17 protein-coding genes are annotated in these 16,818 nt (G+C 59.9%); 10 read left to right on the top strand and 7 right to left on the bottom strand.

Going from position 1 to position 16,818, the window contains the following annotated elements; translation table 11 throughout:
- Positions 1-68 precede the first annotated feature (68 nt).
- Positions 69-1,004 carry a DMT family transporter gene (locus tag DW870_RS07160; protein WP_117877279.1) on the top strand — a complete coding sequence of 312 codons (936 nt, stop codon included), beginning with the start codon at positions 69-71 and terminating at the stop codon, positions 1,002-1,004.
- Positions 1,005-1,193: 189 nt separating this feature from the next.
- On the opposite strand, the gene DW870_RS07155 is transcribed toward DW870_RS07160, so the two are convergent.
- From DW870_RS07155 to DW870_RS07140, 4 genes are all read right to left on the bottom strand, one after another.
- Entirely contained in the window at positions 1,194-2,336 is a 1,143-nt protein-coding gene (locus tag DW870_RS07155; protein ID WP_117877277.1) for a diguanylate cyclase, read from the bottom strand.
- Positions 2,337-2,525: 189 nt separating this feature from the next.
- Positions 2,526-3,548 carry a 2-keto-3-deoxygluconate permease gene (locus tag DW870_RS07150; protein WP_117769799.1) on the bottom strand — a complete coding sequence of 341 codons (1,023 nt, stop codon included), beginning with the start codon at positions 3,546-3,548 and terminating at the stop codon, positions 2,526-2,528.
- Positions 3,549-3,698: 150 nt separating this feature from the next.
- Positions 3,699-4,022 (bottom strand): AzlD domain-containing protein, encoded by a 324-nt coding sequence (locus tag DW870_RS07145; RefSeq protein WP_117769800.1) that lies wholly within the window; start codon positions 4,020-4,022, stop codon positions 3,699-3,701.
- Entirely contained in the window at positions 4,012-4,668 is a 657-nt protein-coding gene (locus tag DW870_RS07140; RefSeq protein WP_255413486.1) for an AzlC family ABC transporter permease, read from the bottom strand. Before DW870_RS07140 ends, DW870_RS07145 begins: the two co-directional genes overlap by 11 nt.
- 162 nt (positions 4,669-4,830) lie before the next feature.
- Between DW870_RS07140 and DW870_RS07135 the strand changes: the two genes are divergently transcribed.
- Positions 4,831-5,643, top strand: coding sequence for an HD domain-containing protein (locus DW870_RS07135; protein ID WP_117769802.1), 813 nt, complete (start codon positions 4,831-4,833; stop codon positions 5,641-5,643).
- Here DW870_RS07135 and DW870_RS07130 read toward each other — a convergent pair.
- From DW870_RS07130 to DW870_RS07120, 3 genes are read right to left on the bottom strand one after another with little or no spacing between them, the layout of a single operon-like run.
- Positions 5,640-6,845: an electron transfer flavoprotein subunit alpha gene (locus DW870_RS07130; RefSeq protein WP_117769803.1), complete on the bottom strand. Its 1,206-nt coding sequence runs from the start codon at positions 6,843-6,845 to the stop codon at positions 5,640-5,642. The two genes, DW870_RS07135 and DW870_RS07130, sit on opposite strands and share 4 nt — an antisense overlap.
- Positions 6,846-7,661 (bottom strand): electron transfer flavoprotein subunit beta/FixA family protein, encoded by an 816-nt coding sequence (locus DW870_RS07125; RefSeq protein ID WP_117769804.1) that lies wholly within the window; start codon positions 7,659-7,661, stop codon positions 6,846-6,848.
- 2 nt (positions 7,662-7,663) lie between these two features.
- The gene (locus DW870_RS07120) at positions 7,664-9,265 is read right to left on the bottom strand and encodes an FAD-binding oxidoreductase (RefSeq protein ID WP_117769805.1); all 1,602 of its coding nucleotides are present in this window, start codon (positions 9,263-9,265) and stop codon (positions 7,664-7,666) included.
- A 345-nt stretch (positions 9,266-9,610) separates the two neighbouring features.
- On the opposite strand from DW870_RS07120, the gene DW870_RS07115 reads away from it, so the two are divergent.
- From DW870_RS07115 to DW870_RS07080, 8 genes are all read left to right on the top strand, one after another.
- Complete coding sequence (locus tag DW870_RS07115) at positions 9,611-9,907, top strand: hypothetical protein (protein ID WP_035137058.1); 297 nt, start codon at positions 9,611-9,613, stop codon at positions 9,905-9,907.
- On the top strand, positions 9,904-10,413 hold the full coding sequence (locus tag DW870_RS07110; RefSeq protein ID WP_117769806.1) for a hypothetical protein: 510 nt from the start codon (positions 9,904-9,906) through the stop codon (positions 10,411-10,413). The genes DW870_RS07115 and DW870_RS07110 overlap by 4 nt, the downstream gene beginning before the upstream one ends.
- 89 nt (positions 10,414-10,502) lie before the next feature.
- The gene (locus DW870_RS07105) at positions 10,503-11,102 is read left to right on the top strand and encodes a hypothetical protein (protein ID WP_117769807.1); all 600 of its coding nucleotides are present in this window, start codon (positions 10,503-10,505) and stop codon (positions 11,100-11,102) included.
- The gene (locus tag DW870_RS07100; RefSeq protein WP_035137055.1) at positions 11,086-11,367 is read left to right on the top strand and encodes a hypothetical protein; all 282 of its coding nucleotides are present in this window, start codon (positions 11,086-11,088) and stop codon (positions 11,365-11,367) included. The genes DW870_RS07105 and DW870_RS07100 overlap by 17 nt, the downstream gene beginning before the upstream one ends.
- 18 nt (positions 11,368-11,385) lie before the next feature.
- Positions 11,386-12,816, top strand: a complete 1,431-nt coding sequence (locus DW870_RS07095) for a hypothetical protein (RefSeq protein WP_117769808.1) — start codon at positions 11,386-11,388, stop codon at positions 12,814-12,816.
- A gap of 118 nt (positions 12,817-12,934) precedes the next feature.
- Positions 12,935-13,651: a DUF554 domain-containing protein gene (locus tag DW870_RS07090; RefSeq protein WP_195363187.1), complete on the top strand. Its 717-nt coding sequence runs from the start codon at positions 12,935-12,937 to the stop codon at positions 13,649-13,651.
- An 88-nt stretch (positions 13,652-13,739) separates the two neighbouring features.
- Positions 13,740-15,500: a TerB N-terminal domain-containing protein gene (locus DW870_RS07085; protein ID WP_233547404.1), complete on the top strand. Its 1,761-nt coding sequence runs from the start codon at positions 13,740-13,742 to the stop codon at positions 15,498-15,500.
- Complete coding sequence (locus DW870_RS07080; RefSeq protein WP_117769809.1) at positions 15,493-16,797, top strand: ATP-binding protein; 1,305 nt, start codon at positions 15,493-15,495, stop codon at positions 16,795-16,797. Before DW870_RS07085 ends, DW870_RS07080 begins: the two co-directional genes overlap by 8 nt.
- The last annotated feature ends 21 nt before the right edge of the window (positions 16,798-16,818 follow it).

The following is a 16,818-nucleotide window of genomic DNA, read 5'->3' as shown; positions in this document are numbered from 1 at the left end:
AACAACACCCGCCACCGACACATCCGGTGGCGGGTTCTTTTTTGCTTCGCGCATGCAGGAAGGACATCATGGAAAGCCACAAGCCGTATCTCGCCACCCTGCCCGGACTTATCCTGGGCTGTCTTGTTTGCTGTGCACTCTGGGGATCGGCCTTTCCCTGCATCAAGATCGGCTACGCACTCTTTGGTATCCCGGCGCACGATAGCGCCTCGCAGCTGCTCTTTGCGGGCTTGCGCTTCACGCTTGCCGGCATGCTGGTCATTGTTGGCATGAGCGTGGCCCAGCGCCGACCGCTCGTTCCGCAAACGCGCGATATCAAGCCCATCTTTGTCTTGTCGCTCTTCCAGACCATCGGCCAGTACTTCTTTTTCTACCTTGGTCTCTCCCGTGCAAGCGCTATGTCGAGCTCCATCATCGAGGCCAGCGCCAACTTCTTGGCTATCCTCTTTGCCGCCCTGGCATTTCACACCGAGAAGCTCAATACGGCCAAGGTGCTTGGCTGTGCGCTGGGCTTTGCCGGCGTCGCGCTCGTCAACCTCTCGGGCGCAGATGGCACCTTTGGCTTCAGGCTCGATGGCGAGGGCTTTATCCTAGCCTCCACTGTCGCGGGTGCTCTTTCGACCTGCCTGATCGGCATCTTCTCGCGCAAGCACGACGGCGTCTTGCTTGCCGGGTGGCAGTTCTTGGTCGGCGGCCTGGTCCTCACCGCCATCGGCTTTTTGATGGGTGGCACGCTCTCCCCCACGACAATTGCCCCCGCCATCGCGCTCATCATCTACATGGCGCTTATCTCCGCGGTCGCCTACTCGCTGTGGTCGCGCCTGCTTGCCGTCAACCCCGTCAGCCGCGTCTCGGTCTTTGGGTTTATGAACCCGGTCTTTGGTGTGGTGCTGAGCGCGCTGCTGCTCGGCGAGGGCGCTGGCACGAGCCCCATTACCGTCATCGTTGCCCTGCTGTTGGTCTGCGGCGGCATAATCATCGTCAACAAACCCAAAAAAGCCTAGCGAGCTCACCTTTTTAGAGAGAGCCTTCACACACTTTAGCTTAATGGAATGCACTGGCTCTCGTTGATTTCGTACCGAGCCGCGGCGGCAGACGCTCGTCTTGCCGCACCGCGCCTGGGCGTTATGGCCGGTGGCCCCCGCAAACGCAAAAAGGGCGCACGACCATCGCAACGGTCGTGCGCCTTTTTTCTAGCGTATCTGGACGCCGGCTTTCTTTTTATCGGCCTTGACGCGGTAGAGCTCCGCATCGGCAGCGCGAAGCAAGTCTTGCCAGGTATCGACACTATCACCGACCCGTGCATAGCCGATGGACATCCGCAACAGATACGGCACCTCGGCATGCGCGAGCTCGTCGTTGATTGTCGCGCACAGGCTTATGATGTCCTGCTCCGCCGCTGCCTTTTGGAGCACCACGAACTCATCGCCACCATAACGCGCGATAAAGCCACCAGACGCCGAGCAGACTTCTTTGAGAGCAGCGGATATGACCTGAAGAGCATGGTCGCCCTCCACATGTCCATAACGATCGTTAATCTGCTTAAAGCCGTCAGCGTCCATCATAAGCAGATACACATCTTCGGCCTGATCCACATTTGAGAAGAGCGACAGGATATAGGTCTCAAAACGGTTGCGATTGTTGAGGCCAGTCAACGGGTCGGTCGAGACGAGCTGCTCCTGGCAGATAATGTAGAGCAGCAACATGCTAATCATTATGCCGACACAAAGGCCAGGCACCGAGTATACGATCTGAAAGGTACCGCCCACCAGGGCCGGAATGGCGAAAAATGCTAAGGTTCGATAGATAGCCTTCGTCTGCAGGCTCTCGACCCTGCGAGATTGCACAAACGCATGCAGGGACGTATGTATAACGTAACAGTAGCTGACAATGGGCTGGATCATATAGGCAAAGCCGCGACGATACACGCCCTGCGAATCGATATAGAACAAGGCGTGCGTCCAGTAACTGGTAAAAGCCAGCACGACCACCAGAGCCGTAGGCAACGTTACAAGCACCACCCTATAGCGCGAGGTCACAAGGCGAGAGCCCTGCATCGTCTCGGAATAGATAAACCAAATGAGACACGCGATGGCAAAGAGCGAAAACGAAACCGCGTTGGAAATCCAGTTGGCAGCAATACCCAACGTGCCGTCCGCACCATCCGAAAGCGTCCAGATCATATCGAATAATATGTACGCGGCAGAGGTGTAGCCAAGCATGCTAAACAATAGCTGCAGGGTGCTCGAGAACAAGGAGCGACGACTTCGCGCGGCAAGCCCGATAAGAACAATCATGCATAGCAGGAATATCTCAATCTTGAGTGCCTTAACCACTAGACGCCATCCCTTCAATATCCGAATGGTCAGAATCGCCCAATTCGAATCAGGGCAATAAACACCCCTTTACTCCGCAGGGGTAAAGGGAATCATAGCAAAGCGCCCGAACATCACTGCAAAACAGTTTCTGTTCGGGCGCTCAGACGGCGCGAATTGCACGCCGGAATCATTGATGGGTATCGATTGCTACTCGCCATCGATGTCGGTCGCGACGGCCTCTTCGATGGCCTCGACACCGGCAGGCGACAGGTCTTCCTTGCCCTGGCAGAACTTCTTATCGACCCAGCCGGTCAGAATCGGGGCCATGATTGCCGTGATGATGACGGCAGTGGCGATCTGCGCATACGCGGTGGGCGCAAGCTCGGCATAGCGCGGAGCGACCTCGGCGAGGGCGACCGGCGTGGTCATAGCCGTGCCGGCGATAGTGGAGCAGGCAACGGCCGCCTTGCCGTTACCACCGCACAGGCGCTCGAACGCAAAGGTGATGGGGCCGACGATAAAGAGCGTGACAAGGCCCAGCAAGATGCCGGAAATACCGCCGGTGATAAAGCTCGAAAGGCTCATGGACGCACCGAGCTGAAATCCGATAACAGCGATCGCGGGATTGGCGCCGGGAACCAGCAGGTTCTTGATAAACGGGAACAAGTTGCCCAGGACCATGCCGATAACAAGCGGCAGGATGGATCCGATGATGGTGCCGACGGGGATGTTGGCGAGACCCGAAACACCAAGGATGATCATCGTGACGGCGGGGCCGGCCGTAAAGAACAGGATACCGACGGCGCCCTGCTCGGACTCATCGCCGAACTCGCCCATGATGCCCGTATAGAGCGCCATGTTGCAAAACGTAATGCCGCCGATGATGGAAACCGAGCTCAGGCCTAAAAAGTTATCGTTAAAGAAGTACGCGACGCCCAGACCCAGCGCGGCTGCCACTACAAGCTTAGGAATCAGCACGACGATGCCGGTCTTGATGGCGCCCGGCGTGGACTTAAAGCTGATGCCGGCGCCCACAAACAGCAGGATCGCGGCGACGATGGTATTGGAGCCACCGCGGCAGGCAGCCGTAAAGAAGCCGCCGATCTCAAAAACCTGCGGGCAGAAGGTGTTGAGCAAAAGACCGACGATCATCGGATAGATCATGATGTCGCCCGGGATGCGCGGAACCTTGAATTTCTTTTGCTCGTTGGCGGTCGCTTCCTGTGCCATGAAACCCCCATTTCCGCTGACGCGGAACAAAAGCCCACGTCATGCTTTGCTACAGTAAAGTTTGACCATGGTACCAGAAGAAATAGACCAGCTCGGTGAAAAATTCGACAAGTTGGGATGGAACGAGATTCGGCGCCCGCGACGTCACCCCTATATAAGGCTCAAGACAATATAGAGTACGATGCCCGAGACGCAGCACCACAGCATCGATTTTGTCTTGACCGCCACGACCACGACGCCGACGGCCGCAATCCAGGGAACCAGGGCAGGCCAGAGTCCCGCGTCGAACGCGCCGGGACTCACCAAGTCGTTGGCGACCAGCGCGGCAAAGGCAGCGGGCGGGATATAGCTCAGGGCCTCGGTAATGCGGGGCGACAGGGTCCGCCCGCGCAAGGCGAACGCCGGCGCAATGCGAAAGAACGCGATAGCAGCCCACGACGACAGCCACAGAACCAAGAACTCGTTAACGGGCATCGCGGGCACCTCTTCCGTCAAATACAGCATCGCACGCCAACGCAATGGCAATGCCGGCCACGACGCTTGCCGGCACGGCAATATTCGCGAGGCCCAAGAACTTGCATACGGCGACGGACACCGCGCCCGAAACCGCCGCGACAACGTTGCCGCGCGACAGCCGCTGCGAAAAGAGCAGGCAGATAAAGAGCGAGGTGCAGACAAAGGCTGCAATGGCGGTGGGAACATCGACAACGGCGCCGACGATGGCGCCCATCGTACACGAAACGCCCCATGTTGCGATGAGGATCACGTTGAGCACAAAGGACTCGCGCGGGCCCCAATCCTCCCCTTCAACCAACTTGGCAAGCGAGATGCCATATGCCTCCTCGGTAAGTGTCGCGGCAACAGCCAGCGTCTGACGCTTCGAGGCACCCGTCAGATGCGGCGCGATCGATGCCGAGTAAAGCGCAAAACGCGAGGAGATGGCGGCAACGCTCGCGATAATCGAAGGTGCCGGTACGCCCGCCAGCCAAAGATTGCAGATCATAAACTGGCCGCTGCCCGTCACAAACGTGCTGCTCAGGGCAAAGACCATCCAGGGCTCCATTCCCGTCTGCCCCATGATCATTCCGCACGGCGCGCCTATTGCAACATAGGTAAGCATCACCGGCCAGACGGTTCTAACGATTTTGAACACCATACGCTTCTCATCCTGACAAGGTCTCCGAGCCGCATGTAGCGATACGGCAGAATCATCATCCGACAGCAACCGAGTTCACCTACAATTGCCACCGGATCGAAAGACACAACTTTTTAGGAAGTCATTATGACAGCTATCGATCGAGACCGGGCGCGCGCGGCCTTCAAAAGCTACACCGATGCCTACGACGCCACCAACCCACGCATCGCGCTCAAAATCGAGCATACGTACCACGTGGCCGAGGCATGCGATGCCGTAGCGCGCGAGCAGGGCTGGTCGTCAGAAGATATTGACCTGGCATGGCTTTGCGGCCTGCTACACGATATGGGCCGCTTTGAGCAGCTGCGACGCTGGGACACCTTTAAGGACGCCGAGAGCATGAGCCATGCGGCGCTGGGCATCGAGGTCCTCTTTGGCGAGAATCCCGCCGATGCACCCGCCACGACAAACATCCGTGACTTTATCGAAACCGGTGCGCATGACGAGCTCATCCGAGCGAGCATCGCCTATCACAGCGACTTTCGCCTGCCGGCACAACTCGACGAGCGTACACGGTGCTTCTGCGATATCGTGCGCGATGGCGACAAGATCGACATTATGCGCACCATCGCCGACAGCACCGTCGATACCATCCTCAAGGTGGATGAGGACGCGTTTCTAGCCAGTCGCTTCTCGGTACCGACGCTTGCCGCCTTTGACGAGCATCGGTGCGTCGCGCGCGACGAGCGCAACGAGCCGGCGGACTACCTGGTGGGACTCATCTGCTTTATGTTTGAGCTCGTCTATCCAGCGAGCCGCACGCTGGCGCGCGAGCAGGGCGATATCTACCGCCTGCTCGACGCGCCCTTTGGCATTACGCGGCCCTTTACCGACCCCGCCACGCAGGCGACTTGGAGCCGCCTTAAGGACGAGATGCGCGACTGGCTGGCGCGCGCCTAGCGCTCAAGCTGGGCCAGCAGTTCCTCGACGACCTCGACGGCATCGCCGACAACCTTGTACTGGGCAGCACCAAAGATGGGGGCATCCGGGTCCTCGTTGATGGCGATAATGCACTCTGCCCCACCGATGCCGGCAAGATGCTGGATGGCGCCCGAAACACCGATACTCACGAGAAGCTTGGGCGAAACCGATACGCCGGTCTGGCCAATCTGATGGCGACACTCCAACCAGCCGGCCTCCACGACAGGTCGCGTGCAACCAAGCTCGGCTCCCAGAGCCTCGGCGAGCCTTCGCATCAGGGGCAGATTCTTCTTGGAGCCAATGCCGCGGCCCACCACGACCAAGCGCTCGGCATCGGCGATCGAGGCCTGCTGCCTCCACTCCTCGGCGGGAATCGAGATCTCGACACGAGCCTTAGCATCATCCGCAAGCGATATCTGGGTGATCGTGCCGGAGCGGTCGTAGTCAAAGTCGGGCGCCTTAAAGATGCCGGGACGAACCGTTGCCATCTGGGGACGATGATTGGGGCAGACGATGGTGGCCATCAGGTTGCCGCCAAACGCCGGACGCGTCTGTTGCAGCAGCCCCGTCTCCGTATCCATCGAAAGTACGGTGCAGTCAGCCGTAAGGCCCGTCTGCAAGCGCACGGCAACGCCGGGTGCCAGTTCGCGGCCAAAAGCGGTCGCACCGTATAGGATGGCCTCGGGTTTGCGTTCGGCTACCAAATCGCAGATCAAGCGGGCGTAGACCTCCGCATCGTTTTGGCGCAGGCGCTCGTCGCGACAGGCCAGGACTTCGTCGGCGCCCGCGCAAACCAGATGCTCCAGGTCGCCGAGAGAACCCTCGGGACCCATACCGATCAGTGCCACCAGACGGCAGTCGCGAGCATCGGCAAGCTCGCGGCCCTTGCCCATAAGCTCATAGGCAACGGGAGTCACCGTATCGTGCTCGTCGGTCTGCGCGAATACCCAAATGTCTCGATATGCATCAAGGTCCACCGCACCAGCGGCCTCGTCACGCTCGATCGAGATAGCGTTGACAGGGCAGGCGTCGACGCACCCACCGCATAGGATGCAGCCGTCGGTTACGCGGGCGCATCGGCTGGGTCGCTCGCCTTCCACTACGATGCCGCCCGAGGCACAGGCGCGAACGCAGCGACCGCAGCCGATACAGGCTTCGCTATCGATAATCAGTCCGCTCATCTATGCCATCCCCTCGATAATCTTGGCAAGCTTTGCCGCCTGCTCGGACGCCGTCCCCTCAACGGCCTCGCACGTTTGGTCACGGTCGGGCACAAACGAGCGCACGACCTGTGTCGGCGACCCGGCAAGACCGCAACGCGCGGGGTCGGCGTTCACGTCGGCGGCACTGACCACGCGCACGTCCGCCTCCTCCGCCGCGCGAATACCGGCAATACTCGGCATACGCAACTGGCCAATCTCCTTGGCAGTCGTCATCGCGCACGGCATCTCAAGGTACACCGTCTCCTCGCCGGCATCGCATCCGTGAACGAGCGCCAGCGAGCCACAGGTCGTAAAGCCCGCGCTCTGCACGCAGCTCACGTCGGTCACGCAGGGAATATCAAAGGCACCGGCAAGCTCGGGACCAATCTGGGCCGTATCGCCATCCACCGCCATCTTGCCGCAGATGAGCAGGTCGAAGTCCTCGTCGAGCGCCTCGATGCCGCACTTGAGGGCATAGGTGGTTGCCAGGGTATCGGCACCTGCAAAGGCGCGATCGGTCAGCAGCAGCGCATCGTCGGCGCCTCGAGCGATGCAGTCGCGCAGCAGCGACTCGGTCGCGGGGATGCCCATCGACACCACCGTCACGCGCACATCCATGCCAAAGCCGATAAAGTCGTCCTTCAGCGCCAGCGCGCATTCCAAAGCGCTCGCATCAAAGGGATTAATGACCGCCTGCTTGCCATCGCGCACGATGGTATTGGTCTTGGGGTCCATCTTGACCTCGGTGCTGCCCGGCACGGCCTTGACGCACACCACCATATGGAAATCGCTCATCTTCACGCGCCCCCTTTCTGGACGAGCTCATCCAAGAGCTTCTCCGAAAACAGGTTACCGCGACCCAGCTGCCCGGCAGGATCGAGCTGGAGCTTGAGCCGCGCCGACTCGACCATGGCCTCGTGACCGTACATCGTCTCCAAGAAGCCCGCCTTGATCTTGCCGACGCCGTGTTCTGCGGAGACGGCACCGCCCATGGCCGTGACCTCGGAAGCCCACTGGGCAAAGAGTTCTGCGCCGCGGCGATAATCCTGTGCATCGCGCGGCAGAATGTTCACATGCAGATGGTTGTTACCGATATGCCCCCAGGCGGCAGATTCAAGCCCACTTTCCGCCAGCGTGCGGCGATAGAGGGCGATAACATCGGCCAAGTGCGCGTTGGGCACCGACATGTCCGAACCCAGTTTGGTGATGGTGGGATCCATGCGGCGGCGCTCGTCGATGAGCATGTTGACGCTCTCGGGCACCGCATGGCGGAAGAATCGCTGACACTCGCGATCGACCTCGGTGCGCGCGACCCATGTCGCATCGTCACTGCCGCCCGCAAGCTCCAGTACCCACCCCAAGTGATACAGCTCCTCAGTCGCCTGGGCTTCGTCGTCGCAGTCGAGCTCCACGTAGACACAGACCTTGGCGTCTTTGTCGAGCGCAGGCAGCGAGGCAAACGCCGTCGACTGCTCGCGCTGGCGACGTAGAATATCCAGGGCGCCAGCATCGAAGTACTCGATGGCAGCCGCATGGGACAGGACGGGACGCACAGAATCGGTGAAGGACACGGCCTTGTCTTCGCTGTCGAAGAAGCAGCTCACGCCCCAAACGACCGCGGGTGCCACCTGCAGGGCAATCTCGAGTTCGGTGATGACACCGATTGTGCCACACGCACCGATAAACAGATCGATGGCATCCATATCGTCAGCAACGAAATAGCCCGAAGCATTTTTTGTCTTGGGCATGGTATAGCCGGGAAGATCGAGCTCGAGTGTACGGCCCGCTGCCGTCACGAGCGACAGGTGGCGGCCCTGGGCAAAAGCCTCGCCGCGCCGAAGCTCAAGCAAATCGCCATCAGCCAGCACGACGTGGAGTCCCGTGATATGTGGGCGCATGGGGCCGTAGGCGTAGCTGCGGGCACCGGAGGCGTTACATGCCGCCATGCCGCCCAGACAGGCAGACGCCTCGGTGGGATCGGTGGGAAAAAACTGCTCGGGAGCCTCTTGGAACTCCTCGTAGGCCTCAAGCGATGCCTGGTCCCAACCAGCGGTCGGCAGCACCTTCTTGCTCAGCTGCTTGCGCAGCTCCGAGAGCACAACGCCCGGCTCCACGCGCAGCAGAAATTGGCCTTGTTCATCGCGGCGAAGGCCCAAATAGCGATTCATACGGGAAGTATTGAGGATATGCCCGCCGTGGGGCACGGCGCCGGCGGCAAGGCCGGTTCGGGCGCCCTGAACCGTTACCGGAACACGCTCGGCATGGAGCTTTTCCAAAATGGCACGGACCTCGTTTTCCGTTGTCGGAAACGAGATGCTCGAGGCCTCGCCCGATGCGCGAGATTCATCGCGGCCATACTCTTCGAACTCGTCGGTGAAGGGTTTGATGGTTGCAGACACGCGAACTCCCCCTTTAGCTAACTACAGTGTTTGCAGGGAGATGTTACCGCATCGTTTCGTCGACGTGTTCGAGACCGTCTCCATAATTGGCGTTTTTTACGTTCGTGCAATTCGGCGAGCGGCTTGATTTCCTCGGCAGACGATGCTTTTGACACATATGGCCCCGCCGTCGCCGACCGCGCGATTGTCGCTCGAAAAAAGTTGGAGTATTTTTTGCCGCCTTTTACCTGCGGAGACGCCAATCCGTCAAGCATTTGGTCAGAAATTGGTCAAGTAGCGGCTGATAAGGTCGGCGTCGACAGCCAAAACCGATAGAAGTTTTGGCCCAGAAGCAGGGAGGTTCCCATGGCATATTACTGGCCCCAGTACGGCATCGCCATCGAAGTCGACGACGATCCCCATCTCCTGCCTTTCGACGAAGAGGCATTCCCCGATACGACGGTCTACCACGTTACCACCGATGTGATCTGCGACCCCGAGTCGTTCTCGGCGCTCGCCCACCACATCGCGCATATCCACGACATCGAGCTCCCTCCCGACTTCGACGAGCTCGTCTACTCGCGCCGTCTGATGCTTCACATGCTCTTTGGAGCGGACCCGTCCACCTTTGCGCGCGTCTATACCGCCAAGGATGCCGCATGAGCGCGAAGAAGCCGCCCCACTTTGCAGGTCTGGGGCATCGCAGGAAGCTCATCGTTGCCTGCTTGGCCATCGTCTGTGCCCTTGTCGCCGTAGGACTATACGCTTGGCAGTCGCAGCCCGTACCCGAGACGGGCGCTTCGGTTACGACGGCCGAGGGCAAAACGCGTCAGGAAATCCAAGATGAGCTCGACGCCATCGTCCGCGACAACATGATGACGATTTCGGTCGCACCGGTCGCTCAGCTGCAGGAGGACGGCAAGCTGCGCGTCAACGTGCAAAACGTCCAAGACAATAAATTTCCCCAGCGATTCCGCGTCATCCAAAACGACGAGACCATGTACGAATCCGGTGTGGTCGAGACCGGCAAGACAATCGAAACGTGCCCCGCCGGCGACATCAAAGAAGGCGAGGCGTACATCGAGATCCAGGCACTCGATGCAAAGACCCTCGACAGCCACGGCAATCCGACACGTGTCAAGGTACGGGTTGAGCAAGCCGAGAACTAGCTTTCCGGCCGACGCGGCACCGCACGTAATTCACCAGCATTCGTCCAATCATCGCGGGGACGGTCCGCGGCGAATAGAAAGGAACAACCATGGACATCATCAGGAACATGAACGGAGCCAGAGCGCTCGTCGTGGGCGCAGGGCTCGCGCTCGCGCTCGCAATGGGCGCGGCCCCGACGCCAGCTATGGCAGCCGGGCGCGTTGGAACCACGAAAGTAATGGTCAGGACCGAGATCGACAACGTTGAGTTCAAAGTTCCGACGGTTATTCCCTTCGTCGCCAAGGCCGACGGCACGCTTCAGGGCCCCTCAGAAGACGCGACCACCATCGACAATCATTCGGCCTACGGCATCCATGTCACCAACATGAAGATCGACGCCATGAACACCTGGACCATTGCTGCCGACGCCAAGGCCGGAACCGCACAGAACTCCATCGACTTTAAGGTCGGCCCCGACGGCGCACTCCAGAACGCCAGCGCCGCAATGCAGAAGACAGGCCTCGATCTTTCCAAGAACGCAGCCTTCGACATGGGCTACCAGGGCATTGCCGGCGGCACGGACAAAATTAAGCTCAAGACAAGCGGAAACGTCGCCCGCGTCACGCGCGACATCTTCCGCGTAACCGGCGAAGGTGATCAGGTTGCAACGATCACCTGGACGGTCGAGCCCGGTGCGCACACGGCATAAGGCCGTCGCCCTGGCCGCCGCCGTCAGCATCCTAGCGTTTGGGCCAGCCATGGCCTTTGCCCAGCAAGAACAGGCGCAGGCCGCCACGCAAGTGACGGTCGACCTCTCGGAGCTCGACCGCGGCGACCGCGAAGAACCGTTGGCGCAGACAGGCGACAGACGATGGCTCTTGGCAGCAGGCGCCACAGCAGCAGGCGCGGGAACCGCCGGCCTCGGTCTGCACATCAAACGTAGCCAGAAACAAAACACGGACAGGCCGCACTAAATTAGCTAAGGAGACCCCATGGCATCGAAGAACCTTTTGCCCGTCGTCGCACTCTGTGGCGCGCTCGCAACCGGAACGCCTGTCGCCGCTTGGGCGACTCCCGTCATGGCAGACTCCTTACCAGCAGCCCTAAGTTCCGCACCAAATCCGTCGAGCGCCATTGCGTGCAAGCGTTTTTCGATCGCACAGGCCGCGATCTCAACCTCGGGATGCCTTCGTCGTAATACGGACGGCTCGATAGTCGTGGATATCAAGCGTTCGAACAAGGCAAACGGCTCCCAGGCGGGGTGCGCCGTCTGCACGTGGCGCTCGGTTGTGCTCGATGCAGATGGCGATCCATGCAATTTAGAGCTGCGCATCGACATCGCTTCGGTCGATGACTCGGCGAACGGAGCGAAGGTCGCCTTCGACGGTACGTTTTTCGAGAAAGGAGGCGGTATATGTCTGGGCTGCGCCGCCGCGAATGCAGACGATGCGCAGCCCACCCTCTCATTCACGGCATCGTTGCGGCTGACCAAAGCCGGCACCGATGCCATCGCGGCGGGAGAAGCGTCCCTGCTGTTCTACGCCGTCAGCGCCAAGGACACAAACGCTCATTTCGAGAAGCCAGCCGGATCACTCAGTCTTACACGAGGGATAGAGGCAGGCCCTATTGAAATCGATGCCCACGCGCAAAGCAGGCAACGCATTCTTGCCGACCCGGCGCTTCTCGAAATGGAGTGGAACGGATCCGGAGCCATCGGAATTCTCCCCTCCGCGCTTGACGCCAAGACGCTCCCCCCAAACGACGAACCCATCAACACAACCATACAAGAGGAGAGCGCGGTCAAAGAAGCAGGTGCGGGCGACACGCCGTCGCCGACAAACGGCGTCCCAGCTTCTTTCGAAGCACCGAATGAGCCCGCTGCCGATCCAAACAATCCCGAGCTCGCGGACAGCCTGGGGCTTGCTGATCCTCAAGAGATCGATGAAGGTAACTGCTGCGTGCTTGCCGCGCTCGACCACACAGAGGTCATCGACGCTGCGAACATCGAAGTTGCCGCCGCCAATCAGCCCGTCCGCAAGTCGGCTATCATCGCATTTCCTGAATCCATCGAAGTCGTCTTTTTGCCATCGGGCGAGGTCGTGGCCCCAACACTGCTCACCTTGTTGGGCGCCAAGAATACTCGAAACGAAATTAAAAAGGTCACAGTTGTCGACCCTGCAACCACCGCCAAGCTGCGTCTATACGCCGTTGCCGCAAACGGAAGCAAGACCCTGGAATTCGATGGCGACACACTTCTAGCCTGGCGACGTCTGGACATTATGCAAGACGTCTCGTATCAGATCGAACTCGAAGGGTTTGATCGTGCCCGCGATGCCAATATCATCGCCGCGGCTATTGAATTCCCGCAGCGGCTTATGACACTGCGCTTTGAATACTATCCCTATGTCCCGACAACCACCTGAGGCTTAAATGCTGCGCATCATTCCTAACACCACTTATATAACGTATTAGATGAGTCGCGATGTGCCTCGCATTTCGTTCTGCTACGATTGCCACGTTGGCATCAATACAGGAGGGCTCATGCCGGGCTTGGGAACAATCATCAACGTTGTGCTTTTAGTTGCGGGCGGTCTTTTGGGATTAGCGGGCGGTCGCTTCATTACACCGCGCATCCAAGACACGCTCATGAAAGCATCGGGGCTGTGCGTCCTGTTTATCGGCCTGGGCGGCACCATGCAAAAGATGCTCATCATCGATGGAAAGGCGCTAGCGACCACCGGTACCACCATGCTCATCGTCTCATTTGCGCTCGGTTCGCTCATCGGCGAGGCCATCAACTTGGAGGCCGCCATTGAGAACCTTGGCGAATGGCTCAAGCGTAAAACCGGCAGCGAGGGCGATAACGAGTTCACCAACGCTTTTGTCTCGACTTCACTCACCGTGTGTATCGGCGCTATGGCCATTGTGGGATCGATCCAGGACGGCCTGCTCGGCGACTGGTCCACGCTTGCCCTCAAGGGCGCGCTGGACTGCATCATCGTCTGCACCATGACGGCGTCGCTTGGCCGCGGCTGCATTTTCTCCGCCCTGCCCGTCGCCGTGTTCCAGGGGACGATCACGCTGTTTGCCGGCGCACTCTCCCCCATCATGACTACGGCAGCCCTCGACAGCCTTTCGCTCGTAGGCTCCATGCTCATCTTCTGCGTCGGCGTCAACCTCATCCGTCCTCAGACCTTCCGCACGGCCAATATGCTCCCCTCCGTCGTCATCGCCGTCATCTACGCCCTCCTGTTCTAAATCTATCTACGCAGCAGTATCTCGAACACCTGTTTGATGCTGTGCTATGATATGAGGTCACCGAAGCTGCGTTAGGAGAGGAGAAGCGGTGGCCGACCAGGACATCAAGATGCTCATCGAGCGCATTATGGCCGAGGCCCGGACCCATCAGTCCGCCCGCTTCTCAAACGAAATCTACGCAGACGAGCCGATTCTCAAAACCGGCCGACAGATGCAGAATTTCCTCCCCGACCAATACCGCAAGATGCGCGAGATATCGCGCTGGCAGGATGACCCCAAGGGCGGCGCGGGCCGCTGGCTATCGGAGGCCGAGCTTTTCTACCGCCAAGGCTTGCTGATGGCCGACTTTGAGGACGACTGTCCCTACAACGGCACCTTTAAGTCGTACTTTCCCACCTACAACGCCATGAGCGACCGGCAGTTGCGCGGCTACTTTACCTGGCGTGCCCAAGTGCGCCGCGGAACCGTCGAGGAAACGTCTACGTCCTTTGCCTTTCTGTATCTCTATGAGCTGATTTGCAGCATTGGCGTAGATGACCCGCTCGATGGTTTTAACAAGATCAAGGCTTTTTGGGATGTCTATCGCGCCTTCGAGCCCGGCATCGACCGATTTGCACGCGTGTGGCTGCAGGATTACGCCGTATTCCACGGGCTCGACCCCAAGCTGCTTCGTGACTCTAAAACCGTCATGTTCGATAACGCCCTTATCGAGCTGCGACGCGCGGCACGAGACCTTGTCCCAGCACCGGCACCGTCCGGCCAGACCCCTAAGCGTCGCAAAACCTCCGAGCCCACGCTCCCCCTTCCGCCCGATGAGGTGCGCGAGGAGCGACTCATGGCTGCCATCGACGCACTCTCCACGTACAACCTAAGTAACTCGCGGCTCGACCGCAGCCACCACCGCGATCTGCGCCACGTGGCATGCGCCGTGTATGTCCGTATGGCGCGCTACTATGACACGCACCGAAAGACCGGCATCGTGGTGAGTTTATTTGGGGAGGAGACGGCCATGCCCTACACCATGTTTGCCTCGGCCGTATTCTTTGCGCCCGAGCGCCACGAGGACTGCGAATACCGCCTGGATCCTATCCATATCTACCGTTGCCAAAACGGCTTTTGGGAATGCATGCGTATCCACGGTAGTAGGCAAAAGAGCAGCAAGCTCGGTGAAATGATGCGCGCCTGCGACCAACGCCTGCGCCTGGCGCTGGACCCCGCCCATCCCCTTAAGGAAGAAAAGGTCCCCAAATATCTGGCCAAGATTATCGATGACGAGATTGTGGCATGGCTTTCGTGGGACGCCGCACACCAGCCCGTCAAGATCGATATCGATCTGAGTCAGCTGGGGCACATTCGGAGCGCCGCTGCGCAAACGCGCGAAGCGCTTTTGATCGACGAAGAGCGCGAGGACGACGCATCCGCAGAAGCCGAGGCAGCGGGCTCAGGGCAACCGGAAGCCGAGCCCGTAGCCGACTCGACGGTCGAGGCGGTCGCGGCACCCATTCGGCAGGACTTGACCGACGAGCCGAGCATATCCACCGAACAGTTTGGTGTCGTGGCACCGCTTCTTGCGCCGACGCCCGCGTTCGCAGCTGCTGCGCCCGCTGACGCCACAAACGAACTCGCGCCTGCCGCAAACGCCTATCTCAGCGCACTGCTCGAGCACAACGCAGTACAGGCGGAATCGGCGGTAGTGCAATCGGGGCAGAGCGAGGACATGCTCGTCGATACCATCAACGAGGCGCTCTTTGACCTGGTGGGCGACACCGTAATTGAATTTAGCGCGGCAGGGCCGCAGATTATTGAGGACTACGAAGCAGACGTGAGAGGATACCTAGACCATGAGTGATACCGCATCCGCAGCACCCCGCGTGCCCAAGCGCGTCGCTGCCGTCATTCTCAACTCGCTCAAGGGCGGCGTGGTCCCGCGCATCGGCCTTCCTTACATCACCGTAGGGCGCGAGGTCGAGATCCGCGCCCTGCTCACCGATCTGAGTCTCATTGCCGACGGTGGCGCAAGCTTCCGCTTTCTGGTCGGTCGCTACGGAGCCGGCAAGAGCTTTTTGCTCCAGACCATCCGCACGCACGCCATGGGCGAGGGATTCGTCGTCGCCGATGCCGACCTATCCCCTGAGCGCCGCCTGCAGGGCGGCCAGGGACAGGGCCTTGCCACCTACCGTGAGCTCATCCGTAACATATCGACTAAAACGCGCCCCGAGGGCGGTGCGCTCAACCTAATCCTCGATCGCTGGGTCGCCTCCTGTGCCGACGCCGACGAGTCTGCCGTCAATGCCCAACTGGCCCCGCTCGAGGAAATGGTCCACGGCTTCGACTTCACCCGCATGCTCCACCGCTACCGCGCGGCCGTATCCGAGGGCGACGAAGAAGCTATGAGCCGCGTGACCAAATGGATTCGCGGCGAATACCGCACCAAGAGTGAGGCACGCGCTGAGCTGGGCTCCTCGACCATCATCAGCGATGACGACTGGTACGACTACGTTAAGCTCATTGCACGCTTTTTGGTCTGCAGCGGCTACAAGGGTATGTTGGTGCTCATCGACGAGCTCGTGAATCTGTATAAGATTCCCAACGCCATCACGCGCCAGTACAACTACGAGAAGATCCTGACCATGTACAACGACACACTCCAGGGCAAGGCGCAGTACCTGGGCATGATCATGGGCGGCACGCCAACCTCCATCGAAGACCGCCGCCGCGGCGTGTTCTCCTACGAGGCCCTGCGCAGCCGACTCGCTCAAGGCCGCTTTGCACGCGAGGACCTTAAGGACATGCTCGCGCCCATCATCCGTCTGCAGCCACTCACCTACGAGGAGCTGCTGGTGCTGATCGAAAAACTCATGCAAATTCACGCCGGCTACTTTGGCTGGACGCCCACGCTTACCGAGAACGACTTGGTGGACTTCCTCAAGATCGAGTTCGGTCGTGTGGGAGCCGACACACATCTGACGCCGCGTGAAGTCATTCGCGACTTTATCGAGCTGCTCGACATCCTATGCCAGAACCCCGACGCCAACGTAGCCGAGCTGCTGCAAAGCGTCGGCGGCGACGCGCTGGCGCCGGCAGCAGCAACAGGCGACACCGGCACCGCAGGCGGTGACCGTAACTTCGCCGAATTCACCATCTAACCTGCCAAAAAGGGATAGGTT

The organism is Collinsella sp. AM38-1BH (assembly GCF_003467545.1).
In the GTDB taxonomy this organism is placed as follows: domain Bacteria; phylum Actinomycetota; class Coriobacteriia; order Coriobacteriales; family Coriobacteriaceae; genus Collinsella.
This window is presented reverse-complemented; position numbering and strand designations above follow the sequence as displayed.

Coding starts and splice junctions, on each gene's coding strand:
- DW870_RS07160 (WP_117877279.1), top strand. CDS start 69: ATGGAAAGCCACAAGCCGTATCTCGCCACCCTGCCCGGACTTATCCTG.
- DW870_RS07095 (WP_117769808.1), top strand. CDS start 11,386: ATGGCATCGAAGAACCTTTTGCCCGTCGTCGCACTCTGTGGCGCGCTC.
- DW870_RS07110 (WP_117769806.1), top strand. CDS start 9,904: ATGAGCGCGAAGAAGCCGCCCCACTTTGCAGGTCTGGGGCATCGCAGG.
- DW870_RS07145 (WP_117769800.1), bottom strand. CDS start 4,022: ATGCCCGTTAACGAGTTCTTGGTTCTGTGGCTGTCGTCGTGGGCTGCT.
- DW870_RS07130 (WP_117769803.1), bottom strand. CDS start 6,845: ATGAGCGGACTGATTATCGATAGCGAAGCCTGTATCGGCTGCGGTCGC.
- DW870_RS07140 (WP_255413486.1), bottom strand. CDS start 4,668: ATGCTTACCTATGTTGCAATAGGCGCGCCGTGCGGAATGATCATGGGG.
- DW870_RS07150 (WP_117769799.1), bottom strand. CDS start 3,548: ATGGCACAGGAAGCGACCGCCAACGAGCAAAAGAAATTCAAGGTTCCG.
- DW870_RS07105 (WP_117769807.1), top strand. CDS start 10,503: ATGGACATCATCAGGAACATGAACGGAGCCAGAGCGCTCGTCGTGGGC.
- DW870_RS07115 (WP_035137058.1), top strand. CDS start 9,611: ATGGCATATTACTGGCCCCAGTACGGCATCGCCATCGAAGTCGACGAC.
- DW870_RS07080 (WP_117769809.1), top strand. CDS start 15,493: ATGAGTGATACCGCATCCGCAGCACCCCGCGTGCCCAAGCGCGTCGCT.
- DW870_RS07125 (WP_117769804.1), bottom strand. CDS start 7,661: ATGAGCGATTTCCATATGGTGGTGTGCGTCAAGGCCGTGCCGGGCAGC.
- DW870_RS07090 (WP_195363187.1), top strand. CDS start 12,935: ATGCCGGGCTTGGGAACAATCATCAACGTTGTGCTTTTAGTTGCGGGC.
- DW870_RS07135 (WP_117769802.1), top strand. CDS start 4,831: ATGACAGCTATCGATCGAGACCGGGCGCGCGCGGCCTTCAAAAGCTAC.